Source organism: Variovorax flavidus (assembly GCF_030317145.1).
GTDB lineage: Bacteria > Pseudomonadota > Gammaproteobacteria > Burkholderiales > Burkholderiaceae_C > Variovorax > Variovorax flavidus.
Window position 1 is genome coordinate 57981 of record NZ_JASZYE010000011.1, and the last position, 25910, is coordinate 83890.

The 25910-nt window shown below is 65.5% G+C and carries 31 protein-coding genes and 1 tRNA gene; 21 read left to right on the plus strand and 11 right to left on the minus strand.

What is annotated here, in order from left to right; translation table 11 throughout:
• The first annotated feature begins 14 nt into the window (after positions 1 to 14).
• The 15 genes from rpsH to QTH90_RS28450 all read left to right on the plus strand — a co-directional run bounded on the left by rpsH (position 15) and on the right by QTH90_RS28450 (position 7515).
• Entirely contained in the window at positions 15 to 410 is a 396-nt protein-coding gene (rpsH, locus tag QTH90_RS28380; protein ID WP_286569689.1) for a 30S ribosomal protein S8, read from the plus strand.
• A gap of 24 nt (positions 411 to 434) precedes the next feature.
• Positions 435 to 968 (plus strand): 50S ribosomal protein L6, encoded by a 534-nt coding sequence (rplF, locus tag QTH90_RS28385; protein ID WP_286667920.1) that lies wholly within the window; start codon positions 435 to 437, stop codon positions 966 to 968.
• Between the two features lie 14 nt (positions 969 to 982).
• Positions 983 to 1348: a 50S ribosomal protein L18 gene (rplR, locus tag QTH90_RS28390; RefSeq protein ID WP_286569831.1), complete on the plus strand. Its 366-nt coding sequence runs from the start codon at positions 983 to 985 to the stop codon at positions 1346 to 1348.
• 18 nt (positions 1349 to 1366) lie between these two features.
• Positions 1367 to 1885 (plus strand): 30S ribosomal protein S5, encoded by a 519-nt coding sequence (gene rpsE / locus QTH90_RS28395; protein ID WP_028250822.1) that lies wholly within the window; start codon positions 1367 to 1369, stop codon positions 1883 to 1885.
• A 15-nt stretch (positions 1886 to 1900) separates the two neighbouring features.
• Entirely contained in the window at positions 1901 to 2086 is a 186-nt protein-coding gene (gene rpmD, locus QTH90_RS28400; RefSeq protein WP_009124818.1) for a 50S ribosomal protein L30, read from the plus strand.
• 24 nt (positions 2087 to 2110) lie between these two features.
• Positions 2111 to 2542 (plus strand): 50S ribosomal protein L15, encoded by a 432-nt coding sequence (gene rplO, locus QTH90_RS28405; RefSeq protein WP_286601602.1) that lies wholly within the window; start codon positions 2111 to 2113, stop codon positions 2540 to 2542.
• A gap of 28 nt (positions 2543 to 2570) precedes the next feature.
• Complete coding sequence (secY, locus tag QTH90_RS28410) at positions 2571 to 3881, plus strand: preprotein translocase subunit SecY (RefSeq protein ID WP_286667921.1); 1311 nt, start codon at positions 2571 to 2573, stop codon at positions 3879 to 3881.
• Between the two features lie 6 nt (positions 3882 to 3887).
• A complete protein-coding gene (gene infA, locus QTH90_RS28415) occupies positions 3888 to 4106 on the plus strand; it encodes a translation initiation factor IF-1 (protein ID WP_286667922.1) in 219 nt (72 codons plus the stop codon).
• Positions 4107 to 4139: 33 nt separating this feature from the next.
• Positions 4140 to 4253 (plus strand): 50S ribosomal protein L36, encoded by a 114-nt coding sequence (gene rpmJ, locus QTH90_RS28420; protein ID WP_038201958.1) that lies wholly within the window; start codon positions 4140 to 4142, stop codon positions 4251 to 4253.
• A gap of 24 nt (positions 4254 to 4277) precedes the next feature.
• Entirely contained in the window at positions 4278 to 4643 is a 366-nt protein-coding gene (gene rpsM, locus QTH90_RS28425) for a 30S ribosomal protein S13 (RefSeq protein ID WP_019653977.1), read from the plus strand.
• Between the two features lie 12 nt (positions 4644 to 4655).
• Entirely contained in the window at positions 4656 to 5060 is a 405-nt protein-coding gene (gene rpsK, locus QTH90_RS28430) for a 30S ribosomal protein S11 (protein ID WP_009124825.1), read from the plus strand.
• 131 nt (positions 5061 to 5191) lie between these two features.
• Positions 5192 to 5815, plus strand: a complete 624-nt coding sequence (rpsD, locus tag QTH90_RS28435) for a 30S ribosomal protein S4 (protein WP_126838170.1) — start codon at positions 5192 to 5194, stop codon at positions 5813 to 5815.
• A 130-nt stretch (positions 5816 to 5945) separates the two neighbouring features.
• The gene (locus tag QTH90_RS28440) at positions 5946 to 6935 is read left to right on the plus strand and encodes a DNA-directed RNA polymerase subunit alpha (protein ID WP_028250818.1); all 990 of its coding nucleotides are present in this window, start codon (positions 5946 to 5948) and stop codon (positions 6933 to 6935) included.
• A gap of 83 nt (positions 6936 to 7018) precedes the next feature.
• A complete protein-coding gene (rplQ, locus tag QTH90_RS28445) occupies positions 7019 to 7420 on the plus strand; it encodes a 50S ribosomal protein L17 (protein WP_286667974.1) in 402 nt (133 codons plus the stop codon).
• Positions 7421 to 7438: 18 nt separating this feature from the next.
• Positions 7439 to 7515, plus strand: a tRNA-Met gene (locus QTH90_RS28450).
• A 193-nt stretch (positions 7516 to 7708) separates the two neighbouring features.
• Here the strand turns inward: QTH90_RS28450 and QTH90_RS28455 are convergent.
• The 6 genes from QTH90_RS28455 to QTH90_RS28480 are packed head-to-tail and all read right to left on the minus strand — an operon-like array spanning position 7709 to position 14606.
• Positions 7709 to 8110, minus strand: a complete 402-nt coding sequence (locus QTH90_RS28455; RefSeq protein WP_286667923.1) for a RidA family protein — start codon at positions 8108 to 8110, stop codon at positions 7709 to 7711.
• Positions 8107 to 9726, minus strand: a complete 1620-nt coding sequence (locus QTH90_RS28460) for an AMP-binding protein (protein WP_286667924.1) — start codon at positions 9724 to 9726, stop codon at positions 8107 to 8109. Before QTH90_RS28460 ends, QTH90_RS28455 begins: the two co-directional genes overlap by 4 nt.
• On the minus strand, positions 9723 to 10916 hold the full coding sequence (locus QTH90_RS28465; protein ID WP_286667925.1) for an acyl-CoA dehydrogenase family protein: 1194 nt from the start codon (positions 10914 to 10916) through the stop codon (positions 9723 to 9725). The genes QTH90_RS28460 and QTH90_RS28465 overlap by 4 nt, the downstream gene beginning before the upstream one ends.
• Before the next feature lie 3 nt (positions 10917 to 10919).
• The gene (locus QTH90_RS28470; protein ID WP_286667926.1) at positions 10920 to 11774 is read right to left on the minus strand and encodes an enoyl-CoA hydratase family protein; all 855 of its coding nucleotides are present in this window, start codon (positions 11772 to 11774) and stop codon (positions 10920 to 10922) included.
• The gene (locus QTH90_RS28475; RefSeq protein ID WP_286667927.1) at positions 11771 to 12247 is read right to left on the minus strand and encodes a MarR family winged helix-turn-helix transcriptional regulator; all 477 of its coding nucleotides are present in this window, start codon (positions 12245 to 12247) and stop codon (positions 11771 to 11773) included. The genes QTH90_RS28470 and QTH90_RS28475 overlap by 4 nt, the downstream gene beginning before the upstream one ends.
• Before the next feature lies 1 nt (position 12248).
• On the minus strand, positions 12249 to 14606 hold the full coding sequence (locus tag QTH90_RS28480; protein WP_286667928.1) for a bifunctional salicylyl-CoA 5-hydroxylase/oxidoreductase: 2358 nt from the start codon (positions 14604 to 14606) through the stop codon (positions 12249 to 12251).
• Positions 14607 to 14713: 107 nt separating this feature from the next.
• Here QTH90_RS28480 and QTH90_RS28485 point away from each other — a divergent pair, with 107 nt between their 5' ends.
• Both QTH90_RS28485 and QTH90_RS28490 read left to right on the plus strand, forming a co-directional pair.
• Positions 14714 to 15982 (plus strand): class I SAM-dependent methyltransferase, encoded by a 1269-nt coding sequence (locus QTH90_RS28485; protein ID WP_286667929.1) that lies wholly within the window; start codon positions 14714 to 14716, stop codon positions 15980 to 15982.
• A 10-nt stretch (positions 15983 to 15992) separates the two neighbouring features.
• The gene (locus QTH90_RS28490; RefSeq protein ID WP_286667930.1) at positions 15993 to 16316 is read left to right on the plus strand and encodes a DUF1840 domain-containing protein; all 324 of its coding nucleotides are present in this window, start codon (positions 15993 to 15995) and stop codon (positions 16314 to 16316) included.
• 126 nt (positions 16317 to 16442) lie between these two features.
• On the opposite strand, the gene QTH90_RS28495 is transcribed toward QTH90_RS28490, so the two are convergent.
• From QTH90_RS28495 to QTH90_RS28510, 4 genes are all read right to left on the minus strand, one after another.
• Positions 16443 to 17459: a Bug family tripartite tricarboxylate transporter substrate binding protein gene (locus QTH90_RS28495; RefSeq protein ID WP_286667931.1), complete on the minus strand. Its 1017-nt coding sequence runs from the start codon at positions 17457 to 17459 to the stop codon at positions 16443 to 16445.
• A gap of 105 nt (positions 17460 to 17564) precedes the next feature.
• Positions 17565 to 18020, minus strand: a complete 456-nt coding sequence (locus tag QTH90_RS28500) for a MarR family winged helix-turn-helix transcriptional regulator (RefSeq protein WP_286667932.1) — start codon at positions 18018 to 18020, stop codon at positions 17565 to 17567.
• Positions 18017 to 19021 carry an alpha-ketoacid dehydrogenase subunit beta gene (locus QTH90_RS28505; RefSeq protein ID WP_286667975.1) on the minus strand — a complete coding sequence of 335 codons (1005 nt, stop codon included), beginning with the start codon at positions 19019 to 19021 and terminating at the stop codon, positions 18017 to 18019. Before QTH90_RS28505 ends, QTH90_RS28500 begins: the two co-directional genes overlap by 4 nt.
• Positions 19018 to 20037 (minus strand): thiamine pyrophosphate-dependent dehydrogenase E1 component subunit alpha, encoded by a 1020-nt coding sequence (locus QTH90_RS28510; protein WP_286667933.1) that lies wholly within the window; start codon positions 20035 to 20037, stop codon positions 19018 to 19020. The genes QTH90_RS28505 and QTH90_RS28510 overlap by 4 nt, the downstream gene beginning before the upstream one ends.
• 185 nt (positions 20038 to 20222) lie before the next feature.
• Between QTH90_RS28510 and xylF the strand changes: the two genes are divergently transcribed.
• From xylF to QTH90_RS28530, 4 genes are all read left to right on the plus strand, one after another.
• Positions 20223 to 21245, plus strand: a complete 1023-nt coding sequence (gene xylF, locus QTH90_RS28515; RefSeq protein ID WP_286667934.1) for a D-xylose ABC transporter substrate-binding protein — start codon at positions 20223 to 20225, stop codon at positions 21243 to 21245.
• Between the two features lie 111 nt (positions 21246 to 21356).
• Entirely contained in the window at positions 21357 to 22544 is a 1188-nt protein-coding gene (locus QTH90_RS28520; protein WP_286667935.1) for a sugar ABC transporter permease, read from the plus strand.
• Positions 22545 to 23312, plus strand: a complete 768-nt coding sequence (locus tag QTH90_RS28525) for an ATP-binding cassette domain-containing protein (RefSeq protein WP_286667936.1) — start codon at positions 22545 to 22547, stop codon at positions 23310 to 23312. It begins immediately after the preceding gene.
• Between the two features lie 115 nt (positions 23313 to 23427).
• On the plus strand, positions 23428 to 24579 hold the full coding sequence (locus QTH90_RS28530) for an ROK family transcriptional regulator (RefSeq protein ID WP_286667937.1): 1152 nt from the start codon (positions 23428 to 23430) through the stop codon (positions 24577 to 24579).
• 4 nt (positions 24580 to 24583) lie between these two features.
• Here QTH90_RS28530 and QTH90_RS28535 read toward each other — a convergent pair whose 3' ends face one another.
• A complete protein-coding gene (locus tag QTH90_RS28535) occupies positions 24584 to 25828 on the minus strand; it encodes a helix-turn-helix domain-containing protein (protein ID WP_286667938.1) in 1245 nt (414 codons plus the stop codon).
• Positions 25829 to 25910: the final 82 nt, after the last annotated feature.

Genomic DNA, 25910 nt, shown 5'->3' on the forward strand with positions numbered 1-25910 from the left:
CAGGAGCAAACAACATGAGCATGAGTGATCCCATTGCCGACCTGCTGACGCGTATTCGTAACGCGCAGATGGTGGCGAAGCCCACCGTGTCGGTCCCGTCTTCCAAGGTGAAGATCGCGATCGCACAGGTGTTGAAGGACGAGGGCTACATCGACGGCTTCAAGGTCAAGACCGAAGCCGGCAAGAGCGAACTCGAAATCGCGCTGAAGTACTACGCTGGCCGTCCGGTCATCGAGCGTATCGAGCGCGTGAGCCGTCCTGGCCTGCGTGTCTACAAGGCCAGCGCAGCCATTCCGCAAGTCCAGAACGGCCTCGGCGTTGCCATCGTCACGACCCCCAAGGGCGTGATGACCGACCGCAAGGCGCGCGCTACCGGTGTCGGTGGCGAAGTGCTGTGCTACGTCGCCTAACCGAGACATCGAGGAGAAACTGAAATGTCCCGAGTAGGAAAAATGCCGGTCGCCATCCCCGCAGGCGTGGATGTGTCGATCAAGGAAGACCAGATCAACGTCAAGGGCACGGGCGGCACGCTCAGCCTGCAGCGCAATGCACTGGTCAATGTCGCCAGCAATGACGGCAAGCTGAGTTTTGAGCCCGCCAACGATTCGCGTGAAGCGAACGCGATGAGCGGCACGTTCCGTCAGCTGGTGAACAACATGGTCGTCGGCGTGACCAAGGGCTTCGAAAAGAAGCTCACCCTCGTCGGCGTGGGCTACAAGGCTGCCGCTCAAGGCGCCAAGCTCAACCTGCAAGTCGGTTATTCGCATCCGGTCAACTTCGACATGCCCCAGGGCGTGACGGTGGCGACCCCGACGCCGACCGAAATCATCATCAAGGGTGCCGACCGCCAACGTGTTGGCCAAGTGGCCGCTGAGATCCGCGCTGTTCGTCCGCCTGAGCCCTATAAGGGCAAGGGCATCAAGTACTCGGACGAGAAGATCGTGATCAAAGAGACCAAGAAGAAATAAGGGGCAGCAAAATGATGTTGACCAAAAAAGCACAGCGTCTTCGCCGCTCGCGCCAGACCCGTATCCGCATTGCAACGCAAGGCGTGGCGCGTCTGACGGTGAACCGCACCAATCTGCACATCTACGCCACCGTCATCTCCGACGACGGCTCCAAGGTGATTGCCACCGCATCGACGGCCGAAGCCGAAGTGCGTTCCGCGCTGGGTGGTTCCGGCAAGGGCGGCAACACCGCTGCGGCAACCGCCATCGGCAAGCGCATCGCTGAAAAGGCGAAGGCTGCCGGCGTCGAGAAGGTTGCTTTCGATCGCGCAGGTTTCGCGTACCACGGCCGCGTCAAGGCGCTGGCCGATGCTGCCCGCGAAGCTGGCCTGCAGTTCTAACCGGACACGAGATTCAAAATGGCAAAGATTCAGGCAAGAACGCAGAACGAAGGCCCCGAAGACGGTTTGCGCGAGAAGATGATCGCGATCAACCGCGTCACCAAGGTGGTGAAGGGTGGCCGTATCCTCGGTTTCGCAGCACTCACCGTGGTGGGTGACGGCGACGGTCGCGTCGGCATGGGCAAGGGCAAGTCGAAGGAAGTGCCGGCCGCAGTGCAGAAGGCGATGGAAGAAGCACGTCGCAACCTGGCGAAGATTTCGATCAAGAACGGTACGCTGCATCACCGCGTGACGGGCCACCATGGCGCCGCCTCGGTGGTCATGATCCCGGCTCCCAAGGGTACCGGCATCATCGCCGGCGGCCCGATGCGCGCCGTGTTCGAAGTGATGGGCATCACCGACATCGTGGCGAAGAGCCATGGTTCGTCGAACCCCTACAACATGGTTCGCGCCACGCTCGACGGGTTGAAGAACTCGACGACGGCATCCGAAGTGGCTGCCAAGCGTGGTCTGACCGTCGAAGAACTCTTCGCCTAAACCGGGAGTATCGAGATGACGACGCAACAACAAACCCTCAAGGTGCAACTGGTCAAGAGCCCGATCGGCACCAAGGAATCGCATCGCGCCACCGTGCGCGGTCTGGGTCTGCGCAAGCTCAATAGCGTGAGCGAGCTGCAGGACACGCCCGCGGTGCGCGGCATGATCAACAAGATCAGTTATCTGGTCAAAGTGCTCTAAACAGAGCCGCTGAGAGAGACGTATATGGAACTCAATGGCATCAAGCCGGCTGCCGGCGCCAAGCACGCCAAGCGCCGCGTCGGCCGTGGTATCGGCTCCGGCCTCGGCAAGACCGCGGGTCGCGGTCACAAGGGTCAGAAGTCGCGCGCAGGCGGTTTCCACAAGGTCGGCTTCGAAGGCGGTCAAATGCCGCTGCAGCGTCGCCTGCCGAAGCGTGGCTTCAAGTCGCACCTGCTGAAATACAACGCCGAAGTGACGCTGGCTTCGCTCGAACAGCTCGGCCTGGCCGAAGTCGACGTGCTGGCGCTGAAGCAAGCCGGTTTGGTCGGCCAGATCGCCAAGGTGGTCAAGGTCATCAAGTCGGGTGAGCTCACCAAGGCCGTCAAGCTGACGGGCATCGGCGCGACCGCCGGCGCCAAGGCTGCGATCGAAGCCGCTGGCGGCAGCGTCGCCTAAACAGCACACGGACTGAAAGAAGTACTTCGTGGCAACCAACGCGGCAACGCTCGCAAAAACAGGCAAGTTCGGTGACCTCCGTCGCCGGCTCGTCTTTTTGCTGCTCGCGCTCGTGGTCTATCGCATCGGGGCTCACATCCCGGTGCCGGGTATCAATCCGGACCAACTCGCGCAGCTGTTCCAAGGCCAGCAAGGCGGCATCCTGAGCCTGTTCAACATGTTCTCGGGCGGCGCCCTGTCGCGCTTTACCGTGTTCGCGTTGGGCATCATGCCGTACATCTCCGCGTCGATCATCATGCAATTGATGACCTACGTGGTGCCGACCTTCGAGCAGTTGAAGAAGGAAGGCGAGGCCGGCCGGCGCAAGATCACGCAGTACACCCGTTACGGCACCCTGGCGCTGGCCTTGTTCCAGTCGTTCAGCATCGCCGTGGCGCTCGAATCCTCGGCCGGGCTGGTGATTGCCCCCGGTTTCGGCTTCCGCATCACGGCCATGGTCAGCCTCACCGCTGGGTCGATGTTCCTGATGTGGCTCGGCGAGCAGATCACTGAGCGTGGCCTGGGGAACGGGATCTCGATCCTGATCTTCGCAGGCATCGCGGCAGGCTTGCCGAATGCGATCGGTGGATTGCTGGAACTCGTCCGCACCGGCGCCATGAACGTGCTCGTCGCACTGTTCATCGTTGCGGTGGTCGTGCTGGTGACCTACTTCGTGGTGTTCGTCGAACGCGGTCAGCGCAAGATCCTCGTGAACTATGCGCGGCGCCAGGTCGGCAACAAGGTCTACGGTGGCCAGTCGTCGCACCTGCCCTTGAAGCTCAACATGGCTGGCGTGATCCCGCCGATCTTCGCGTCGTCGATCATCCTGTTGCCGACGACGGTGGTGGGTTGGTTCAGCACTGGCGAGAGCATGCGCTGGATCAAGGACATTGCCGGTGCACTTCGGCCGGGTCAACCGATCTACGTTCTGCTGTATGCCAGCGCCATCGTGTTCTTCTGCTTCTTCTACACGGCGCTCGTGTTCAACAGCCGCGAAACGGCCGACAACCTGAAGAAGAGCGGTGCGTTCATTCCGGGCATTCGCCCTGGTGACCAGACCGCGCGCTACATCGACAAGATCCTGGTTCGCCTGACGTTGGCTGGCGCGGTGTACATCACCTTCGTCTGCCTGCTGCCGGAGTTCCTGATCCTCAAATACAACGTGCCGTTCTATTTCGGCGGCACTTCCCTGTTGATCATCGTGGTTGTCACGATGGACTTCATGGCCCAGGTACAGAACTACATGATGTCTCAGCAGTACGAGTCACTGCTAAAGAAAGCCAATTTCAAGACTTCGTAGGTGTAGATGTCGAGGGACGATGTCATCCAGCTGCAGGGTGAGGTTCTGGAAAACCTTCCCAACGCAACATTCCGGGTGAAGCTGGAAAATGGCCACATCGTCCTCGGACATATTTCTGGAAAGATGCGGATGCACTACATCCGGATCCTTCCTGGTGACAAAGTCACCGTTGAGTTGACGCCCTACGACTTGAGCCGGGCGCGCATTGTGTTTCGGGCGAAATGAGTCGCCGGGTTGAAAGAGTTTTAGGAGAATGAAATGAGAGTTTCGGCTTCGGTCAAAACCATTTGCCGTAATTGCAAGATCATCCGCCGCAAGGGTGTGGTGCGTGTGATCTGTACCGACCCGCGCCACAAGCAGCGCCAGGGTTGATTGAACGAGTATTAGAGGACGCACATGGCACGTATTGCTGGCATCAACATTCCGCCGCACAAGCACGCTGAAATCGGCCTGACCGCCATTTTCGGCATCGGTCGCACCCGCGCCCGCAAGATCTGCGAAGCGAGCGGCATCGAGTATTCGAAGAAGATCAAGGATCTGACCGACGCCGATCTGGAGAAGATCCGCGACCAGATCGCGCTCTTCACCATCGAAGGTGACCTGCGTCGCGAAACGACGATGAACATCAAGCGCTTGATGGACATCGGTTGCTATCGCGGCTTCCGTCACCGTCGCGGCCTGCCGATGCGCGGCCAGCGTACGCGCACCAATGCTCGCACTCGCAAGGGTCCGCGCAAGGCAGCGCAGTCCCTGAAGAAATAAGGATAGACCAGCATGGCTAAAGCTCCTGCCAACAACGCGGCACAACGCGTTCGCAAGAAGGTCCGCAAGAACGTTGCGGACGGCATCGCACACGTGCACGCTTCGTTCAACAACACGATCATCACGATCACCGACCGCCAGGGCAACGCCTTGTCGTGGGCGTCTTCGGGTGGTCAGGGCTTCAAGGGCTCGCGCAAGTCGACGCCGTTCGCTGCGCAGGTCGCTTCTGAAGTCGCCGGTCGCGCTGCGGTCGAGCAAGGCATCAAGAACCTCGACGTCGAGATTAAGGGCCCCGGTCCTGGTCGCGAATCGTCGGTGCGCGCGCTGGCCGCGCTCGGCATCCGGATCAACTCCATTGCCGACGTGACCCCGGTGCCGCACAACGGCTGCCGTCCGCAAAAGCGTCGTCGCATCTAAGGCGAAGACGCTCGGCGCAGCCCGCTTCACAGCGGCTGCGCATTTTGTTTTTTCAACAAGCCCACCGCTGTCGGCACGCCGCTGACGGCTCCCGCACCCAAGTGCGGTAGATGACACAGAAGGAAGATCAAGTGGCACGCTATCTCGGCCCCAAGGCCAAACTCTCCCGCCGCGAAGGCACCGACCTGTTCCTGAAGAGCGCCCGTCGCTCGATCCAGGACAAGGCCAAGTTCGACTCCAAGCCCGGTCAGCACGGCCGCACCTCGGGTCAGCGCACGTCTGACTTCGGTCTGCAACTGCGCGAAAAGCAGAAGGTCAAGCGCATGTACGGCGTGCTCGAGAAGCAGTTCCGCCGCTACTTCGAAGAAGCCGATCGCCGCCGTGGCAACACCGGCGCGAATCTGCTGTTCATCCTCGAATCGCGCCTGGACAACGTCGTCTATCGCATGGGCTTCGGCTCGACCCGCGCTGAAGCACGCCAGCTGGTGTCGCACAAGGCGATCACGGTGAACGGCCAGTCGGTCAACATCCCGTCGTACCTGGTCAAGACCGGCGACGTGATCGCCGTGCGCGACAAGTCGAAGAAGCAGACCCGCATTGCCGAGGCGCTTCAACTGGCCCAGCAAGTCGGTATCCCGGCTTGGGTCGAAGTGAATGCCGACAAGGCCGAAGGCACCTTCAAGAAGGTTCCTGATCGCGACGAATTCGCAGCCGACATCAACGAATCGCTGATCGTCGAACTGTATTCGCGTTGATTTTTCAGCTCGCACCCATGGGTGCGGGCCGATATTTTTGTTCACGTTCCTGCCCCGCACTTTGCTGCGGGTCAGGTGCTTCACCAGCCTTACCGGTGTAACGAGCCGGGGGTATTGAGAGGAAGTCTGCATGCAAACCACCCTGCTGAAACCCAAGACCATCCAGGTCGAGCAACTCGCGGCCAACAAGGCCAAGGTGACGCTCGAGCCGTTCGAGCGCGGCTACGGCCACACGCTTGGCAATGCACTGCGTCGCGTTCTGCTGTCGTCGATGGTCGGCTATTCGGCCACCGAAGTCACGATCGCCGGCGTTCTGCACGAGTACTCGTCGATCGATGGGGTGCAGGAAGACGTCGTCAACATTCTGCTGAACCTCAAGGGCGTGGTGTTCAAGCTCCACAACCGCGATGAAGTCACGCTGAGCCTGCGCAAGGACGGCGAAGGCGCGGTCACGGCATCGGACATCCAGACGCCGCACGACGTCGAGATCATCAATCCGGACCACGTGATTGCCCACCTGTCGCAAGGCGGCAAGCTGGACATGCAGATCAAGGTCGAAAAGGGTCGTGGCTACGTGCCCGGCACGATGCGCCGCTATGCGGACGAGCCGACCAAGTCGATCGGCCGTATCGTCCTGGACGCTTCGTTCTCGCCCGTCAAGCGCGTGAGCTACACGGTTGAAAGCGCCCGCGTCGAGCAGCGCACCGACCTGGACAAGCTGCTGGTCGAAATCGAAACCAACGGCGCGATCACGGCTGAAGACGCAGTCCGCGCTTCGGCTAAAATCCTGGTTGAGCAACTGGCTGTGTTCGCGCAGCTCGAAGGCGGCGAACTCGCTGCGTTCGACGCTCCCGCACCGCGTAGCGCCCAGCAATTCGATCCGATCCTGCTGCGCCCGGTCGACGAACTCGAACTCACGGTCCGTTCTGCGAACTGCCTGAAGGCCGAGAACATCTATTACATCGGTGATCTGATCCAGCGCACCGAAAACGAGCTGCTCAAGACCCCGAACCTGGGTCGCAAGTCGCTCAACGAAATCAAGGAAGTGCTCGCCTCCCGCGGCCTGACCTTGGGCATGAAGCTCGAAAGCTGGCCGCCGGCCGGCCTCGACAAGCGTTGATTTTTTAGCGGCTCGCGAGGGCCGCAGTGCACCAGGCAGTACCTGACACGGCTGCCTGTTTTTATAAAGTAAAGGAAAGCACCATGCGTCACGGACACGGACTCCGCAAACTCAACCGCACCAGCTCGCACCGCCTTGCGATGCTGCAAAACATGATGAATTCGCTCATCGAGCACGAAGTCATCAAGACCACGGTCCCCAAGGCCAAGGAACTGCGCCGCGTCATCGAACCGATGATCACGCTGGCCAAGAAGCCCACGGTTGCCAACAAGCGCCTCGCATTCGACCGCCTGCGCGACCGCGACAGCGTCGTGAAGCTCTTCGGCGAACTCGGCCCGCGCTTCCAGGCACGTCCGGGCGGCTACACCCGCATCCTGAAAATGGGTTTCCGCGTCGGCGACAACGCACCGATGGCTCTGGTCGAACTGGTCGACCGTCCTGAAGTGACAGAAATTTCTGCCGACGAGCAAAACGCCGCAGAATAAGCTATAATTCCATCTTGCCGCGCGATGGAGCAGCCTGGTAGCTCGTTGGGCTCATAACCCAAAGGTCGCAAGTTCAAATCTTGCTCGCGCAACCAAATTCACGGCGATAAAAAGTCGTCGATTAAAAAAAGCCCACTTCGGTGGGCTTTTTTGTTTTTCACTCCACCCAAAAGTCGCCCCGCCGATTTCCCTATTCAGAAATGCCGCGGATCCGGCTTCGCCGGCCCGCCAGCATTGCCCCCGGCAAGGGGGTGGGCGCGGCGACACGAAGTGCGCGAAGCCTGGGGGTTAGTCCGGATCCGGAACCACCGCGGTAACCTCGATCTCGACCTTGGCCCGCGCTTCCACCAGCGCCGCCACCTGCACGCACGTCATCGCCGGGAAGTTCTTTCCCATGGCCTCGCGGTAGACACCGCCAAGCTCGCCCAGACGCCGGTTGTATTCATCGCGATCCACGATGTACCACGTCATGCGGACCATGTGCTCAGGTCCCGCGCCGGCTTCACGCAACACCTCGACGATATTGCGCAGGGCTTGGCCCGTCTGTTCGATGAAATCGTCGGATTCGAACTGCTGCTGCCCGTTCCACCCGATCTGGCCTCCGACGAACACCATCGTGCCGCGCGCTGCAACACCGTTTGCGTAGCCCTTGGGGGGCATCCAGCCAGGGGGCTGCAAGAATTTCATCATGTCAATTGCCTCAGTTTGAATCGTTGGAGTTTCCCGGTTTCGGTGCGCGGCAGGCTGGCTACGAATGCAACTTCACGGGGGTATTTGAAAGGGGCGATGGTCGCCTTGACGTGATCCTGCAGCGCCTTGACGAGTACGGCATCGCCGGTGTGGCCGGGCTTGAGGACGCAGAACGCCTTGACGATCATCCCGCGCTCTTCGTCGGGCTTGCCGATCACGCCGCATTCGGCGACAGCCGGGTGCTTCAGCAGCGCATCCTCGACCTCGGGGCCGCCCACGTTGTAGCCCGCCGTGACGATCATGTCGTCGGCGCGCGACTGGTAGAAGAAATAGCCGTCCTCGTCCTCAACGAACGCATCGCCGGGGTAGTTCCAGCCGTTGCGGACGTAGTCGGCTTGCCTCGGGTCGTCGAGGTAGCGGCAACCGACCGGCCCGACGATGGCGAGCCTGCCGACCGTGCCACGCGGCACCTCGTTGCCCTCGTCGTCCACGATCTTCGCGGTGAAGCCCGGCACCGCCTTGCCTACGGCGCCCCGGCGGACGTCGTCGCCGGCCGCCGAGATGTAGATATGGAACACCTCGGTCCCGCCGATGCCGTCCAGCATCTCGATCCCGGTGGCCTGTTTCCAGAGCTGGCGTGTCGCATCGGGCAGGGCTTCGCCGGCGCTCACGCTGATGCGCAGGCTCGGCACGCCGGCAGCCTTCGCGAAGGCCGCCATCTGCCGGTAGAACGTGGGTGCCGTGTAGCAAATGGTGGCGCCGATGTCGCGGATGACGTTGACCATGGTCTCCGGCGTGTACGGCGCGTTGTGAAAATACACTGAGGCACCAGCCCACATCGGGAAGATCAGCAGCCCGCCCAGCCCGAAGGTGAACGCCAGCGGCGGCGAACCGATCACGATGTCGTCGCTGCGGGCCCGCAGGATATGGCGCGGCCAGGTCTGGCACATCGCGAGCACGTCGCGGTGCGTCGTCACCGGCGCCTTGGGCTTGCCGGTGGTGCCCGAGGTGAAGGCCAGGAGCGCAATGTCGTCGGCCGCTGTCGGGCAGGCCTTGAAGACACCGCTCTTGGCGGCAGCGCGTGCTTCCAATGCGTCGGAAGCTTCCGGCAGATTGAACGCCACGATCGTCGCGAGCACCGGATGCGCCTGTTGCGCCGTCCGCAGTTCGTCGAGCAGCTTGCCCTCGCACAGCGCGACCACCGGCTGCGACTTCTCGATGATGTCGCCCAGTTCCTTGGCGCGCAGCAGCGGCATGGTGGCGACCGCAATCAGCCCGGCCTTGACCACCGCGAGCCACGCCAGCGCCATCGCGATCGAGTTGCCGCCGCGCAGCAGCACGCGGTTGCCGGGAACGAGGCCCAGGTCTTCGGTCAGCACCTGGGCGATGCGGTCGACTTCCACCGCGGCCTCGGCGTAGGTGAGCGTCCGGCCCGGCGAGCGCAGCATCAGCTTGTCGCCGAAGCCCTTCGACGGGGCCTTGTCGAGCAATTCCTCCACCAGGTTCAGCTGGTCCGGCAAGCGGAGCTCAGGCAGGTCGTACCGGAAGATCGGCAACTGATCCGCCGGCGGCAGCCGGTCATGCACGAAGCGATCGATCTGCGCGCTTGGGGTCATTTGTTCCTCAGGACGGCCTTGCCAATGATCAGTTGCTGGACTTCCGTTGCGCCTTCGTAGATGCGCAACGAGCGGATATCGCGGTAAAGGCTCTCGACCTTGGTCCCGACCTTCACGCCGAGGCCGCCGTGCATCTGCAGCGCCATGTCGATCACGCGGCTAGCGTTCTCGGTGGCGCACATCTTGGCCATGGCCGCGGCAGCAGTGAGGTCGCCGACGGCGGGCTCGCCACGCCGTTCGCTGTCGTCGCGCATCCAGGCGGCGCGGTAGGTCAGGAGCGCGGCGCTGTCGATCAGCGCGGCCATCTCGCCGAGCTTGGCTTGCGTGAGCTGGAAGTCGGCCAGCGTCTGGCCGAACATCTTGCGCTTCTGCGCGTGCTGGATGGCTTCGGACAACGCGCGCCGGGCCATGCCGAGCGCGGCGCCGGCGACGGAGGCGCGGAAGATGTCGAGCGTGCGCATCGCCAGCTTGAAGCCGCCGTTCAACTCGCCCAGCTGCGCGCTGCGCGGCACGGTGCAGCCGTCGAAGCGCAGGGTCGCCAGCGGGTGCGGCGCCATCACCTCGATGTGGCCGGAGGTGTCGAGTCCCGGCGTCGTCGCATCGACGATGAAGGCCGTGATGCCGCGCGATCCGGCTCCGGGATCGGTCTTTGCGAACACGCAGTAGAAGTCGGCGATGCCGCCATTGCTGATCCAGGTCTTCTCGCCCGTCAGGCGCCAACCGTCCGCAGTGGCTTCGGCGCGCATCGCCATCGCGCCGACGTCTGACCCCGCATCGGGTTCGCTGAGCGCGAAAGCCGCGATCTTCTCGCCGCGACCCACCGGTGCGAGGTAGCCGGAATGCTGTTCCGGCGTGCCTGCCAGCGTGATCGCCCCGCTGCCCAGACCCTGCATCGCAAACGCGAAGTCCGCCAGTGGCGAGTGAAAGGCGAGGGTTTCGCGAAGCAGCACCAGGGCGCGCGAATCGAGCCGGTCCAGCGCACCGCCCGACGCGGCCGGCACGCAATAGCGCAGCCAGCCGCCCTGGCCGAGGCGCCGGACCCAGTCGCGGCAAGCGGCACGGTCGTCGCGCTCGTCGACCGACTGCGCAGAGGCCCAGGGCAACAGGTCACGTGCGAGCGCGCGATGCGCGTCGTCGAAGAAGGGCAGCGCGAGATGCGCCGTGGAGGGGTCGACAGCAGATGCAGCCATGGATCAGTCCCCCCCGAACACAGGCTTGCGCTTGGCGGCGAAAGCTTCGTAGGCGCGCTTGAAGTCCTCGGTCTGCATGCAGATCGCCTGGGCCTGCGCTTCGGCTTCGATGGCCTGGTCGATGGTCATGGACCACTCCTGCGACAGCATGGTCTTGGTCATGCCGTGCGCAAAGCTCGGGCCTTCCGCGAGATCGCGGGCCGTCGCCGTGGCTGCGGCCAGCAGTGCGTCGCTCTCGTGCAGCGCATTGAAGAAGCCCCAGGCGTGGCCTTCCTGCGCCGTCATAGCGCGGCCGGTGAAGAGCAGCTCGGACGCACGGCCCTGGCCGATCATGCGAGGCAGCAGCGCACAGGCGCCCATGTCGGCGCCCGCCAGCCCGACGCGCGTGAAGAGAAACGCGGTGCGCGTCGAGGGCGTTCCGTAGCGCAGGTCGCAGGCCAGCGCAATCATCGCGCCGGCGCCGGCACACACGCCGTCGATCGCACCGACGATCGGCTGCGGGCAGTGGCGAATGGCCTTCACCAGATCACCCGTCATGCGCGTGAACTCCAGCAGTTCGGGCATGCGCATGCGCGTGAGCGGGCCGATGATTTCATGCACGTCGCCGCCGGAGCAGAAGTTGCCGCCGGCGCCGGTGACGACGATGGCCTTCACGTCGGTCGCGAAGCTCAGCGCGCGGAACAGGTCGCGCAGCTCGGCGTACGAATCGAAAGTCAGCGGATTCTTGCGCTCGGGCCGGTTCAGCGTGATCGTGCCGACGCCAGCGTCGAAGGACCACGAGAAATGCTCGGCCACGTAGCCGGCCTTGGGTTCGAACTGCGCGCGCATAGGACTGTCCGCGCCGATATAGTGCTTCATAGGGTCTCCGCCATTTGTTGATGTGAGTGTTGCTTGACCTTGCCGAGCAGCTTGTGCAGCTGGGCGATTTCCTTCGGATTCAGCGCCGAGAACGCATCGCAGATCCACGCCTCGTGCTGCTGCGCCATGTCATTGAAGAGCTTGCGGCCGCGCGCCGTGAGGCGCACGCGCCAGGCGCGCCGGTCGCCTGCGACATTCACGCGCTCCACGAGTCCTTCGATCACCAGTTGATCGGTGATGCCGGTGACGTTGCCGCCCGTGACCATCATGCGGCGCGACAGCTCGTTCATCTTCAGGCCGTCGGGCGAACGCTCCAGCTGCGACAGGAGATCGAAGCGGGGGAGGGTGGTCGCGAACTGCTCGCGCAATTCGTTGCGCACCTGCTTCTCGATCAGCTGCGTGCAGGTCAGCAGGCGCAGCCAGAGCCGCAACTCGTCCGGGTGTTCGCTGTGGGCGCGCGCTTCGAGGTCCATGCTATTGCTCCTCTTCGGGAACGCGCGGTGCGGCTGCCAGGGCTGCCGCGAGTTGCTGCTGCTTGGCAATCTCGCGGTACATCTGGTCGCGGCCGCTCAGGTATTGCTTGGGCCAGTCGACGTCGCGGTTCTGCAGCTTGGCGGCTTCGTGCAGCGTCCACGCCGGGTCGGCCAGGTGCGGGCGGGCGATCGCGCACAGGTCGGCGCGCCCGGCCGCGATGATGCTGTTGGCCTGGTCGGCATCCGTGATGGCGCCGACCGCGATCGTGGAGATGCCGACCTCGTTGCGGATGCGGTCCGCAAAGGGCGTCTGGTACATGCGCCCGTACACGGGCTTTGCTGCCCGCGTCGTCTGGCCGGACGACACGTCGATGAAGTCGCAGCCTGCGTCCTTGAAGGCGCGCGCAACGGCCACCGCATCGGCATCGGTATTGCCGCCCGGCGCCCAGTCGTGGGCCGAGATGCGCACGCTCATCGGCCGGTCCGCGGGCCACGCGGCACGCATCGCCCGGAAGACTTCGAGCGGATAGCTGCAGCGGTTGTCGATGTCGCCGCCGTACTCATCGGTTCGCAGGTTGGTGAGCGGGCTGATGAAGGACGACAGCAGGTAGCCGTGCGCGCAGTGCAGCTCCAGCCAGTCGAATCCGGCCTCGGCGGCGCGCCGGGTGGATTCGACGAACTGGTCGCGCATTCGGTCCATGTCGGCGCGCGTCATCTGCGCGGGCAGCTGGTTCTGCTCGCCGTAGGCCAGCGCACTGGCGGCCAGCAGCGGCCAGTTGCCTTCCGGCAGCGGCTCGTCCGTGCCTTCCCAGCCCACTTGCGTGGAACCCTTGGGCCCGCTGTGGCCGAGCTGCATGCCGATCTTCGCGCTCGACTGCGTGTGCACGAAATCGACGATGCGCTTGAAGGCCGCGGACTGCGCGTCGTTGTAGAGCCCGGTGCAGGCCGGCGTGATGCGGCCTTCGGGCGTTGGGCTGGTCATCTCGACGAAGACCATGCCCGCGCCGCCGAGTGCGCGCGCGCCGAGGTGCACGAGCAGGAAGTCCTGAGGCACGCCGTCGACCGCGCTGTAGGTTGCCATGGGCGACACGACGATTCGGTTCTTGAGCGTCAGGCCGCGCACGGTCAGCGGCATGAGCATGGGGGGCAACGCCTTGCCGCCGGACAGCCATTGCTCGTAGCCGCCCAGCCATTCGGTGTCGCGCAGACGCAGGTTCTCATGGCTGATGCGCTGCGAGCGCGTGAGCAGCGAGTAGGCGAACTGCTCGATCTCCATGCCGGTGTAGCGCGGCACGTTCTCGAACCATTCGGTCGAGTTGCGCGCTGCATTCTGGATCTTCAACACCTCGACGCTGCGGCGTGCCTCGTAGGCCTCGAGCACGTGGTCGATGTCGCCGCCGCCGGCGAACTCGTTCGCCAGGTCGATCGCATCCTCCAGGGCGAGCTTGGTGCCCGAGCCGATCGAGAAGTGCGCGGTGTGTGCCGCATCGCCCATCAGCACCACCGGCACGGTCTTGCCGTTGACGCTGACGCGGTGTGTCCAGTGCTTGCAGACGACGCGCGGAAAGCGGATCCAGTTGGCCGAGCCGCGCAGGTGCGTGGCGTTGCTGATGAGCGAATGGCCGTCCAGGTATTTCGCGAAGAGCTTCTCGCAGAAGGCAATCGCTTCCGGCTGCTCCATCTTGTCGAGGCCGTGTGCCTGCCAGACCGCCTCCGGCGTTTCGACGATGAAGGTCGATGTCTTGTCGTCGAACTGGTAGGCGTGGGCCTGGAACCAGCCGTGCTCGGTCTGCTCGAAGGCGAAGGTGAAGGCGTCGAAGGTCTGGTTCGTGCCGAGCCAGACGAAGCGGCATTGCCGCAGGTCGACGTCGGGCTCGAACACCTCCGCGTAGCGCTGGCGGATGCGGCTGTTGAGGCCGTCGCTGGCGATCACGAGGTCGGCGTTGTATTGCTCGGCCAGCGCCTGGTCGTCCGTGGCGTCGGTTTCGAACACGAGCTTCACGCCGAGCGCGAGGCAGCGCTCCTGCAGGATGTTCAGCAGCCGCTTGCGCCCGATGCCGCAGAAGCCATGGCCGCCGGAGCGCACCTGCCGGCCCTTGAAGAACACCTGGATGTCGTCCCAGTGGTGGAACTCCCGCCCGATGATGGCGGCCGTGTCGGCATCTGCCGCGGCCAGGTTGGCCAGCGTCTGATCGCTGAGCACCACGCCCCAGCCGAAGGTGTCGAACGGGCGGTTGCGCTCGATCACGGTGACTTCGAGACCCGGCTGGCGGGCCTTCATCAGCAATGCGAAGTACAGCCCCGCAGGGCCGCCGCCAATGCACAGGATGCGCTGAAGGTTCGGAGTGAAGCTATTCATGGATAAATAGTTTAGACATAAACAATCTGATGTCAACCCGGGCGAGCCCTGGATTGCGCGGCGGGGGCCAGTTGACGGGGGCTGTCCGCGGTGGCAAAAATGAACCCATGCAAAGCCTGATTCCGAAGATCGAGTCCCAGCTTTCCTCTCTGTCTGTGCCCATCACGCTGCAATTGCCCGACGGCCGGCAGGTGGCGAAGCCCGGATCACGCGTCACACTTGCTTTCAATGAATGGTCGGCGCTCGCCAAGCTGGCGGGGCGACAGATCGGCGCCATCGGCGAGGCCTACGTCGAAGGCCGCGTCCAGATCGAGGGGGCCATGCGCGACCTCTTCGACGCAGCGGCCGGCCTGCTGCCCGGCAATCCCGCGGAGACCAACACCGGCTGGTGGAGCCGGATGCAGCGTCGTGCCAAGTCACGCGGGTCGCACTCGCTGGGCAAGGACGCGGCGCAGATCGAGTTCCACTACGACGTCTCCGACGACTTCTATGCGCTGTGGCTCGATCCGCGGCGCGTGTACTCCTGCGCCTACTTCCGCGAGCTGGACATGACGCTCGCGCAGGCGCAGGAGGCCAAGCTCGACCACATCTGCCGCAAGCTCATGCTGAAGCCGGGCGAGCGCTATCTCGACATCGGCTCAGGCTGGGGCGCACTGCTGATGTGGGCGGCGGAACACTACGGCGTCGACGCGACCGGCATCACGCTGTCGAAGAACCAGCATGCTCACGTTCAGCGCCTGATCGAGGAAAAAGGGCTGCAGGGTCGCGTGCGCGTGGAACTGCGCGACTACCGCAAGCTCGAGACCGACAGGCCCTACGACAAGATCTCGTCGATCGGCATGTTCGAGCATGTGGGTAGCGCCAACATGCCGACCTACTTCCGCACGATCCATGCGCTGCTGGCGCCCGGCGGTCTGGTGATGAACCACGGCATCACTTCGGGCCAGCTCAACTACCAGCAACTCGGCGCCGGCATGGGCGACTTCATCGAGAAGTACATCTTCCCGGGCGGTGAACTCCTGCACGTGACCCATGTCCTGCGCGAGACCGCGGCGGCGGGCCTCGAAATGGTCGATACCGAAAACCTGCGGCCGCACTATGCGCGAACGCTGTGGGCCTGGTCCGACGCGCTCGAATCGCAGCTCGATGCGGCGCGCGACGTGCTCAAGCGCAGTGGCGGCCGGCAGGGCGAGAACGCCGAGCGCATCCTGCGCGCGTACCGGCTCTACCTGGCCGGGTCGGCGATGAGCTTCGAGCAGGGCTGGATCTCGCTGCACCAGATGCTGGCCACCCGGCCGGACGGCGCAGTCGAGGGCCGTCCGATGCGTGGCTCACAATCGGAGTACCCTTTTGTTCGCGACCACATCTACAAGTGAGTGAGGCACCATGCTGTATCGATTCCAATCTCGGGCGACTCCCCCTTTCGTGATGCTCGAGGTGCATGCGCGCCAGCTGTTCGACATCATCGGCAAGACGCCGGCGCCCAAGGGCGTCATCACCGGCGAGCAAATGCCGGCAGCCATCGCGGCGCTGGAAGCGGCCATGGCGAACGAAGGCCGCAACGCGCACAACGCGGATTCCTATGCGGTCGAAGGGCATGACGAGGATGCCGAGAAGCAGCACATCGGCCTGCGCCAGCGTGCGGCCCCCTTGCTGCACATGCTCAAGGACTCCCTGGCCGACGGCAAGGATGTCGTCTGGGAGGTTTGAGCCCACCCCCAGGCTTCGCGCACTTCGTGTCGCTTCGCCTACCCCCTTGCAGGGGGCGCCGCGGGCGGCCCGGCTGAGCCGGTTCCGCTGCGGCTCACGAATTGGGGCGCTCGGTGCGCCGCGGGTTTAGTCGACCTTTGCTCCGGACGCCTTGACCACTTTTGCCCACTTGGCGTGTTCGCTGTCGATCAGCTTGGCGAATTCGGCGGGGGTGTTGCCGCTGGGGATGGCGCCCTGGGCGACCATCTTTTCCTTGATCGCTGGCGTGCCCAGCGACTTCGCGACTTCCTGCTGGATGCGGTTGATGATGTCCGGCGGGGTGCCTGCGGGGGCCAGGAGGCCGAACCACGAGCTGGCCTCGTAGCCCTTGAGGGTGGGGCCGCCGGCTTCTTCGACCGTCGGCACATCAGGCAGCGCCGGTGAGCGTTGCGAGCTGGTCACCGCCAGCGCCTTGAGCTTGCCGCCCTTGATCTGCTGCATCGACGACGGCAGGTTGTCGAACATCACGTCGGCGTTGCCGCCCACCAGGTCCAGCAGCGCCGGGCCCGATCCGCGGTAGGGGATGTGCGTCATGTAGCTGCCGGTCATTGTCTTGAAGAGTTCGCCGGCCAGGTGGATGGAGGTGCCGCTGCCGCTCGACGCCATGTTGAGCTTGCCGGGGTTGGCCTTGGCGTACTTCACGAAGTCGGCGACGTTGTTGATGCCGAGCGCCTTGGCCTTGTCGACGTTCATTTCCATCACGTTCGGCACGGCGGCGACCAGGGTGATCGGCGCGAAGTCCTTGATGGGGTCGAAGGGCAGCTTGGGGTACAGCGCGCGGTTGATGCCATGCGTGCCGACCGTGCCCATGAGCAGCGTGTAGCCGTCGTTGGGCGATTTCGCCACGATCTCGGCGCCCACGTTGCCGCCGGCGCCGGCGCGGTTGTCGACGATGAACTGCTGGCCGAAGGCCTTGGACAGTTCGGGCGCGATGGCGCGCGCAAGGATGTCGGTCGTACCGCCCGGCGCAAATGGCACGACGATGCGAACGGGCTTGGTCGGCCAACTGGTCTGCGCCGCCGCCTGCCCCGCGGCAAGGGCCAGGGCCGCGATTGCGGCGAGGGTCAGCGCGGTGCGGCGACGGACGAGGGGGGAGTGGGTCATGCTGGAATTCCTGTGAATGAGGCGGCCGGGCGCCGGCTCGGTGCGTCTGTTTTTACAGGTGAAGCGTACCGCGCGGCGCGGGTGGAAACCCCGGGCGCGCCCCGCTCAGGCCGGCGCGCCGCACTCGACCGTCCCGGCCACCGACGAGATCAGCTTGTCGAGCGTGGCGTTCATCGCCTCCAGCTCCGCCGGATCGACGCCGGCGAAAAGCTCCGACTCGCGCTCCCGTGCCTGCAGGCTGACCGTCGCGTACAGCGCCTTGCCGATGCTGCTCAGGTAGAGCCTGCTGCGGCGCAGGTCGGTCGGGTCCTCGTGGCGGTGCAGACGCTTGTGGCGCTGCAACCCGGCCAGCGCGCGGCTGACCGCCATCTTGTCCAGCCCGGTGAGATCGGCGACCTGCGTGGCCGTGAGCCCGGGCTGCGCGCCCAGCGCGGCCATCGCCCGCCACTCGTTGAGCGTGAGCTGGTGCTGCCGGCCCACGCGCTGCCGGAAGGGGCGCGCCGTCAGGTTGACGACGCGGACCAGCTTGAAGAAGACCGAGTCTTCCAGCCCCGTGTTCATCCCCGCAGCGCCCTGGCGCCCTTCATGATCTGTTCGATGCTCACGCGCGATTGCGCCTCCAGCACCGGCGCATAGCCGACGGGAATGCGCGGCGCCCCCAGCCGGGCGACGCGGCAGCCCGTCGCCTCGGCCGCGGTCGCGGCGATTTCCGCACCGAAGCCGGCCGCCTGCACTGCTTCATGGACCACCAGCAGGCGCCCGGTGCGGCTGCAGGATGCGAGCACCGTCTCGCGGTCCCAGGGCCAGAGCGTGCGGAGGTCGATGAGGTCGACTGCAATGCCTTCGGCCGCCAGCGCGTCGCAGGCGGCGATGCACGTGTGCATCTGCTTGCCCCAGCTCACCAGCGTGAGCGCGTCGCCCCGGCGGACATGCGCCGCCTTGCCCAGGGCGACCTCCACGCCTTCATCCACCTCGCCGCGCACGCCCCACAGCGTCTTGTGCTCGATGTAGACCACCGGATCGCCGCACCGCAGCGCCGCGCGCAGCAGCGCGTAGTTGTCCTGCGGCGTCGACGGGCACACCACCACCACGCCCGGCAAATGGGCGAACCAGGCTTCGAGCGATTGCGAATGCTGCGCCGCCGAAGAGTCCCAGATGCCACCGGGCATGCGGGCCACCAGCGGCACGCGCCCCTGGCCGCCGAACATGAAGCGGTTCTTGGCGGCCTGGTTGACCAGTTCGTCCATGCCGCACAGCGCGAAGTCGACCACGCGCATCTCGACCACCGGACGCAGGCCCGCGAGCGCCATGCCGACCCCGGCGCCCATGATCGCGGCCTCGGAGATCGGCGTGTCGATCACGCGCTCCGCGCCAAAGGCGTCCTGCAGGCCCTTGTATTGCCCGAAGATGCCGCCTCGGCCGACGTCCTCGCCCAGCACGACCACATTCGGATCGGCTTCCATCTCGCGCCGTACCGCCAGCACGGCGGCCTCCGCGTAGCTGAGTTCCTGCGTGACGGTCGGTGCGGGTGCCGCGCGGCCGCCCGCCATGTCGGTGGTCATATCCATTGGCCGGCTCCGGTGGTCTGCACGTCGGTGAATGCGGCGCTGGCGTCGGGCCAGGGCGCGGCGTCCGCGGCGGCGAGCGCGGCCTCGACTTCCGCATGCGCCTCGTTCTCGATTGCCGCGAGCGTGGCGGCGGCGATGCCATCGGCCATCAGTTGCGCGCGGGCATGCGCGATCGGATCGGTTTCGAGCGCCGCTGCCAGTTCGGCCGGATCGCGGTAGGCGGCCGGGTCGACCGACACATGCCCCTTCACGCGGTAGGTGAGGGCGTGCAACAGGCGCGGTCCGCTGCCGGCGCGCACTTCGGCGACCAGCCTGCCGGCCGCGGCATGCACCGCGAACACATCGTTGCCGTCGACCTGCGTCGCCGCGATGTCCATGGCCTCGGCGCGTGCCGACGCGCCATCGCCGGCGGTCATCGGGCCGCTCGCGGTGGTGGCGCTCCAGCGGTTGTCCTCGCAGACGAAGAGCACCGGCAACTCGTACACGCGGGCCCAGTTGAGCGCTTCGAGGAAAGGCCCACGGTTGATCGCCCCGTCGCCGAAGAAGCAGACTGTGATCGCGTCCTTCTTCTGGAGCTTCTGCGCGTGCGCCGCGCCCACGGCGATCGGCAGCCCGGCCGCGACCACCCCGTTGGCGCCCAGCATCCCGACCGAGAAGTCGGCGATGTGCATCGAGCCGCCCTTGCCGCCGTTGAAGCCGGTCGCCTTGCCGAAGAGCTCGCCCATCATCCGGCCCAGGTCGGCGCCCTTGGCCAGCGTGTGGCCGTGGCCGCGATGGGTGGAGGTGAGGTAGTCGGCCGGGGCGAGGTGGGCGCAGACGCCGGCCGGCACGGCCTCCTGGCCGGTGGAAAGGTGCAGCGGCCCACGCACCTTGGCAGCGCCGGCGGCCTGCTGGCCATAGGCGCTCACGCCGCCCTGGCTGGCCGTCTCGGCAGCGTTCTCGAAGGCGCGGATGCGCACCATCGTGCGGTAGAGCGCCGTGCGCGCTGCCGCTGAATTCGCAAAGTCCATGTTGTCTCCAGCACTGATACAGCGTGCATTCGAAGCGAAATCGTATCGGTTGTGACCAATCACGATGTAGCGCATTTACCCGCAGGGAATGTCCCGATGCCACTGCAAAGGGTCCGCTGCGATAGTTAGTTCGTGGCTCGAACTAATTCAAGCCGACGATTCATCACAAGCCTGGAGACCCGCACATGAAGCTCGCACGCACCCTCACCACCCTGGCCTTCGGGCTGACCGCCATTGGCGCCTGCGCCCAGACCGTGGTGGGAGTGAGCTGGTCCAATTTCCAGGAAGAGCGCTGGAAGACCGACGAGGCCGCGATCAAGGCGCAGCTCGAGAAGCTGGGTGCCAAGTACATCAGCGCCGACGCCGGCGGTTCGCCCGAAAAGCAGCTCGGCGACATCGAGGGGCTGATGTCCAAGGGCGCCAAGGCGCTGATCGTGCTGGCCATGGACAAGGACGCCATCCTGCCCGCGGTCAACAAGGCCATGAAGCAGAAGGTGCCGGTGGTGGCCTATGACCGGCTGATCGAAACGCCGGGCGTCTTCTACATCACCTTCGACAACGTCGAGGTCGGCCGCATGCAGGCGCGCGCGGTCTACAAGGTCCAGCCCAAGGGCAACTACGTGATGATCAAGGGCTCGCCCACCGATCCCAACGCCAATTTCCTGCGCGCCGGCCAGCAGGAGGTGATCGCCGACGCGGTGAAGAAGGGCGACATCAAGATCGTCGGCGACGAATACACCGACGGCTGGAAGCCCGAAGTGGCGCAGAAGAACATGGAGCAGATCCTCACCAAGGTCGGCAACAAGGTCGATGCGGTCGTGGCGGCGAACGACGGCACGGCCGGCGGCGCGGTGGCTGCGCTCACGGCCAAGGGCATCCGCGGCATCCCGGTGTCGGGCCAGGACGCCGACTTCGCCGCGCTCAACCGCGTCGCGCTCGGCACGCAGACCGTCACGGTGTGGAAGGACTCGCGCGAACTCGGCCGCGAAGCCGCCTCCGCCGCCGTTGCGCTGGCGCAAGGCAAGCCGGCGGAGAAGGCGGCCAACTGGAGCGGTGGCGAGAAGAAGCTCGCGATCTCCTCGCGCTTTCTGACGCCGGTGCCCATCACGCGCGACAACCTCGATGTCGTTGTCAAGGAAGGCTGGATCAAGAAGGATGAACTCTGCAAGGGTGTCTCTGGGGACAAGGCCCCGTCAGCTTGTAAATGAGGCACACCCCCAGGCTTGCCCACTTCGTGTGGCCGCCCACCCCCTTGCAGGGGGCAACACCTGCAGCCCGGCAGAGCCGGTTCTGCGGTGTTTCTGGAATGGAGACATGAGATGAGTTCGTCCCCGGGCTTGTGGCGCCGCAGCGGCGTCGACCTCCGGCTGATGCTCATGAGCGTGCTGCTGGTGGTGATGGCGATCGTGTTCCACGTCATGTCGGGCGGGGTGTTCCTGTCGCCCGAGAACCTCTACAACATTGCGCAGCAGACGGCGGTGGTCGGCATCGTGTCGACGGTGATGGTGCTCATCATCGTGGCGCGCCACATCGACCTGTCGGTGGGCTCGGTGATGGGTTTCGTCGGCGTGCTGGTCGCGTACCTGCAATACACCGCCGGCTGGTCGTGGCCGGCGGCGAGCCTCGCCGGGTTGGCCGTGGCGCTGCTGGTGTCGCTCTACCAGGGTGGGCTGACCGCCGTGCTGGGCGTGCCGTCGTTCGTGGTCACGCTGGGCGGGCTCATGTCGTTCCGGGGGGCCGCGTTCCTCGTGGCCGACGGCAAGACGCAGCCGGTCAACGACGAATTCTTCCAGCGACTCGGCGGCGGCTATGACGGCGGCATCGGCACCACGGCGACGTGGGTGCTGGCGGCGTTCGTCGGCGTCGTGCTGTTTGCGCGCATGCTGCAGAAGCGGCGCGCGCGGCAGCGCCATGACATGCCGGTCGAGCCTTTGTGGCTGGACCTCCTGCTCACGGTGGTGCCCGTGATCGTCGTCTTCGCCTTCGCGGCGACCATGAACAGCTACCAGATCTCGTCGAAGACCGAGGCGCAGGGCATGCCGATCCCGGTGCTGATCTGGGCCGTGGTGGCGGTGGTGCTGTCGTTCATCGTGCATCGCACGCGCTTCGGCCGCTATGTGTTCGCCATGGGCGGCAATCCCGATGCTGCCGCGCTGGTCGGCATCCCGGTCAAGCGGGTCACGCTGATGCTCTTCGCATTGCTCGCGGTGCTGGTGACCATCGCGGCGATCGTCTCCATCGCGCGGCTCAATGCCGGCACCAACTCGCTGGGCAGCGGCATGGAGCTCTACGTGATCGCCGCCGCGGTGATCGGCGGCACGGCGCTCGCCGGTGGCAGCGGGTCGATCTTCGGCTCGGTGCTCGGCGCGCTGATCATGCAATCGCTCGACAGCGGCATGCTGCTGCTGGACGTGCCGATCGGCAAGCGCATGGTGATCATCGGGCAGGTGCTGATCATCGCGGTCGTCTTCGACGTGCTCTACCGCAAGAAATTCGGGGAGAACTAGATGACGACCAATCCACCCCTGGTCGAACTGCGCGACATCCACAAGGCCTTCGGCGGCGTGAAGGCGGTCGACGGCGTCAGCGTCAACCTCTACCCCGGCGAAGTGGTCGCGCTGCTCGGCCACAACGGCGCGGGCAAGTCGACGCTGATGAAGATGCTCGCCGGCGCCTACCCGATCGACTCCGGCGACACGCTCATCGCGGGCGAGAAGGTCAGCATCCGCACGCCCTCCGAAGCGCAGGCGCAAGGCATCGAGACCATCTACCAGACGCTCGCGCTGGCGGACAACCTCGATTCGGTCGCCAACCTGTTCCTCGGCCGCGAAAAGCTCACGCCCTGGCGCACGCTCGACGACCACTTCATGGAAGGCCAGGCGCGCAAGGTGTTCCAGCGCCTCAACAAGAACTTCACCAACATCCGCGTGCCGGTGCGTCGCCTCTCCGGCGGCCAGCGGCAGGTGGTGGCGATCTCGCGGGCGCTGTACTTCAACGCCCGCATCCTGATCATGGACGAGCCCTGCGCGGCGCTCGGGCCGGAGGAGACGGCAATGGTCGGCGCGCTGGTGAGGCAACTCAAGGCCGACGGCGTCGGCATCTTCCTCATCACGCACGACATGCCCGATGTGTTCGGCCTGAGCGACCGGCTGGCCGTGATGAAGAACGGCCGCCTCGTCGGCACCTATCGCACGGACGATGTCACCGAGGACGAGGTGCTGGGAATGATCATTGCCGGCAAGCGGCCGGAGGGCAAGGAGCAGGCCCCCCGGTGATCGCACGAGCCAATCCGGGGATGCCGCGGAACCGGCTTCGCCGGGCCGCAGGCATCGCCCCCTGCAAGGGGGTGGGCGAAGCGACACGAAGTGCGCGAAGCCTGGGGGTGCCTCCATGATCGGTGACCAGCAACTGGTCCGTCGCATCAATCGCAGCGTCTTGCTGCGCTTGCTTCGCGCGCAACCGGGCCTTTCGCGCGCACGATTGGCGGCCGAGAGCGGCCTCACGAAATCGACGGTGAGCCTGCTGGTGCGCGAGCTGCTCGACGACGGCTGGCTCGACGAGGCCGGTGCGCCGGTCGTCGACGGGCTCGGCAGACCTTCGACACCGCTGCGTATCAACGTCGGCGTTCGCGCGCTGATCGGCGTGGAGATCGCCGTCGAGGTAGTGCGCGTCGTGTGTGTCTCGCTGCTCGGCGATGTGCTCTATTCCGATGCGCAACCGCTCGGCGACCATGCGCCGCCCGTGGTGTGCGCGCAGGTCGCGCGCATGGTGGCTCCTGCCCATCGGCACCTGCTCGCGTCGGGGCTGAGCCTGTCGGGCATCGGCGTGGGCGTTCCCGGCGCCGTGCACGATGCGACCGGCGTGGTGCGCTTTGCGCCCAACCTTGGCTGGCGCAATGTCAGCCTGTTGCCGGGGCTGACCGAAGCGCTCGCCCGCGAGGGCATTTCGGGCATCGCCGTGCAACTGCAGAACGACGCCGACACGGGCGCGCTCGGCGAATTCGAGTTCTCGGACGGCGAGGGCGAGGACCCGTTGATCTTCGTGAGCTGCGACGTCGGCGTCGGCGCCGGCATCGTGCTGAACGATCGGCTTTTCATCGGCGCGCAAGGCATGGCGGGCGAGATCGGCCACACGGTGCTGCAGATCGACGGGCCGCGATGTTCATGCGGGCGGCTGGGCTGCGCCGAAGTCTTTCTCGGCTCGCGGGTGCTCGACCGCGATGCGAGCGACCTGCGCCGTGCGGCCGGCTTCCTCGGGGTGCTGCTCCAGAACCTGTGGGTGACCTTCGAGCCGCGCGCGATCGTCGTCGGAGGGAAGTCGTGCGACGCGCACCCCGATTTCCTGCGGCTGGCCATCGAAACGGTTGGGCGCTACGCCGAAAGCGCCGGCATGCCGCCGCCCGTGGTGCGCGCTGCGCGCTATGGCGAATGGGCGTCGGCGGTCGGTGCGGCGGCGTTGGCGTTGCACGAGTACCTTCGGCCCCTGCATCCGAATTCCGAAGCGCGACGCGAGCGCGCGGCAGCGGCCGAATCGGCGGCGTAGCGCCTCACCCGGCCTCGTCGGGCCGCCAGCTCTTGAGACGGCGGTACAGCGTGCCGCGCGACACGCGCAATTGCCTCGCGGCATGCGAGATGTTTCCGCCGTGAGCGGCCAGAGTTTCTTCGATTAGCTTGCGACTGTGCCCACGCAGAGTGCTGTCCCCTTCGACGAGTGAATCCGGTTCTGCCGCAGGTTGCTGCGCCGGATCCGTTGCCGCCGACTCCGTGCTCACCTCGGACACGACGGATTGCGCGGCCGGCGCCATGCTCACCGCATGCCCGAAATCCAGTCCGTCGCGCGCCTGCAGCCGAGCCTGCAACCACACGCCGAGCCCACTCGCGAGCCGCACGGGCTGCGCTGCTTCGCGGCCGCCCATGCACAGCAAACCGTCGAGGTCGAGGCCGAACAGCATCTCGACATCGCACGGCCCCGCCTCCGGCACGCCGCCGATCAGGCGTGAGCCGGCCGCGTTCAACCACGCGACGGTGCCGTCCGGCGCAATGCCCGCGAGCGCTTCCAGTGGCGTGCCGAGCAGCGTCGGGCTGGCCTGGAAGCGCAGCACCAGCCGGTCTTTCGACTGGGCCAGCAGGAGGCGGTTCTCGATGGTGGTGGCGTAGAGCGCGACCATGGAGGCCGCATCGAAGCCGAAGCGTCGCGATTCCACGGTGAGATCGAGCACGCCCGCCAGCCGCCCGTGCACGTCGCGGATCGGCGCCGCCGCGCACTGCATCTCGCGCAGGTATTCGAAGTAGTGCTCGGCGCCAGCCACCGTGCAGGCCAGGCCGGTGGTGGCGACGATGCCCGGCGCCGTGGTGCCGACCACGCTCTCGGCGATGTTGACGCCGAGCCGCGCCGTCTTTTGCAGGATCGGTTGCCCGGTGGTCGACGGATGCTGTGTGACATGGACGATCACCCCTTGCGCATCGGTCAGCAGCACGCGGCAATCGGTGCCGGCCAGCGAGCTTTCCATGCCCATCAGCTCCTGGCGCGCGGCGTCGAGCAACTCGCGGTTGCGGCCCAGCGTCGCATGCAGGCGGCTCGGCGTGACCGCATCGAAGGCCACGACGCGCCGCCGGTCCGCGTGGGTGCGGGTGCAGCGCATCCACGACTGGATCACCGCCTCGCCGATCAGCCCCGAAGGGCGCACGCCCTCCTCGAAGAACTGCTGCCGGGCCAGTGCCACGCGCTCTGCGGACGTCTTCGCGAACAACTGCCGAGGACCACCCGCCGGATTGCGTGTTGACAGGGGCATGCCGTCTCCAGAGTGGGGAAAGACGTCGAATCTGTTCCGCAATGGAACAGTCGGGGTCTAGGGAAATCCCGAGGATGAACAA

Coding starts and splice junctions, on each gene's coding strand:
- rpsH (WP_286569689.1), top strand. CDS start 15: ATGAGCATGAGTGATCCCATTGCCGACCTGCTGACGCGTATTCGTAAC.
- rplF (WP_286667920.1), top strand. CDS start 435: ATGTCCCGAGTAGGAAAAATGCCGGTCGCCATCCCCGCAGGCGTGGAT.
- rplR (WP_286569831.1), top strand. CDS start 983: ATGTTGACCAAAAAAGCACAGCGTCTTCGCCGCTCGCGCCAGACCCGT.
- rpsE (WP_028250822.1), top strand. CDS start 1,367: ATGGCAAAGATTCAGGCAAGAACGCAGAACGAAGGCCCCGAAGACGGT.
- rpmD (WP_009124818.1), top strand. CDS start 1,901: ATGACGACGCAACAACAAACCCTCAAGGTGCAACTGGTCAAGAGCCCG.
- rplO (WP_286601602.1), top strand. CDS start 2,111: ATGGAACTCAATGGCATCAAGCCGGCTGCCGGCGCCAAGCACGCCAAG.
- infA (WP_286667922.1), top strand. CDS start 3,888: ATGTCGAGGGACGATGTCATCCAGCTGCAGGGTGAGGTTCTGGAAAAC.
- rpmJ (WP_038201958.1), top strand. CDS start 4,140: ATGAGAGTTTCGGCTTCGGTCAAAACCATTTGCCGTAATTGCAAGATC.
- rpsM (WP_019653977.1), top strand. CDS start 4,278: ATGGCACGTATTGCTGGCATCAACATTCCGCCGCACAAGCACGCTGAA.
- rpsK (WP_009124825.1), top strand. CDS start 4,656: ATGGCTAAAGCTCCTGCCAACAACGCGGCACAACGCGTTCGCAAGAAG.
- QTH90_RS28440 (WP_028250818.1), top strand. CDS start 5,946: ATGCAAACCACCCTGCTGAAACCCAAGACCATCCAGGTCGAGCAACTC.
- rplQ (WP_286667974.1), top strand. CDS start 7,019: ATGCGTCACGGACACGGACTCCGCAAACTCAACCGCACCAGCTCGCAC.
- QTH90_RS28455 (WP_286667923.1), bottom strand. CDS start 8,110: ATGATGAAATTCTTGCAGCCCCCTGGCTGGATGCCCCCCAAGGGCTAC.
- QTH90_RS28460 (WP_286667924.1), bottom strand. CDS start 9,726: ATGACCCCAAGCGCGCAGATCGATCGCTTCGTGCATGACCGGCTGCCG.
- QTH90_RS28465 (WP_286667925.1), bottom strand. CDS start 10,916: ATGGCTGCATCTGCTGTCGACCCCTCCACGGCGCATCTCGCGCTGCCC.
- QTH90_RS28470 (WP_286667926.1), bottom strand. CDS start 11,774: ATGAAGCACTATATCGGCGCGGACAGTCCTATGCGCGCGCAGTTCGAA.
- QTH90_RS28475 (WP_286667927.1), bottom strand. CDS start 12,247: ATGGACCTCGAAGCGCGCGCCCACAGCGAACACCCGGACGAGTTGCGG.
- QTH90_RS28480 (WP_286667928.1), bottom strand. CDS start 14,606: ATGAATAGCTTCACTCCGAACCTTCAGCGCATCCTGTGCATTGGCGGC.
- QTH90_RS28485 (WP_286667929.1), top strand. CDS start 14,714: ATGCAAAGCCTGATTCCGAAGATCGAGTCCCAGCTTTCCTCTCTGTCT.
- QTH90_RS28490 (WP_286667930.1), top strand. CDS start 15,993: ATGCTGTATCGATTCCAATCTCGGGCGACTCCCCCTTTCGTGATGCTC.
- QTH90_RS28495 (WP_286667931.1), bottom strand. CDS start 17,459: ATGACCCACTCCCCCCTCGTCCGTCGCCGCACCGCGCTGACCCTCGCC.
- QTH90_RS28500 (WP_286667932.1), bottom strand. CDS start 18,020: ATGAACACGGGGCTGGAAGACTCGGTCTTCTTCAAGCTGGTCCGCGTC.
- QTH90_RS28505 (WP_286667975.1), bottom strand. CDS start 19,021: ATGACCACCGACATGGCGGGCGGCCGCGCGGCACCCGCACCGACCGTC.
- QTH90_RS28510 (WP_286667933.1), bottom strand. CDS start 20,037: ATGGACTTTGCGAATTCAGCGGCAGCGCGCACGGCGCTCTACCGCACG.
- xylF (WP_286667934.1), top strand. CDS start 20,223: ATGAAGCTCGCACGCACCCTCACCACCCTGGCCTTCGGGCTGACCGCC.
- QTH90_RS28520 (WP_286667935.1), top strand. CDS start 21,357: ATGAGTTCGTCCCCGGGCTTGTGGCGCCGCAGCGGCGTCGACCTCCGG.
- QTH90_RS28525 (WP_286667936.1), top strand. CDS start 22,545: ATGACGACCAATCCACCCCTGGTCGAACTGCGCGACATCCACAAGGCC.
- QTH90_RS28530 (WP_286667937.1), top strand. CDS start 23,428: ATGATCGGTGACCAGCAACTGGTCCGTCGCATCAATCGCAGCGTCTTG.
- QTH90_RS28535 (WP_286667938.1), bottom strand. CDS start 25,828: ATGCCCCTGTCAACACGCAATCCGGCGGGTGGTCCTCGGCAGTTGTTC.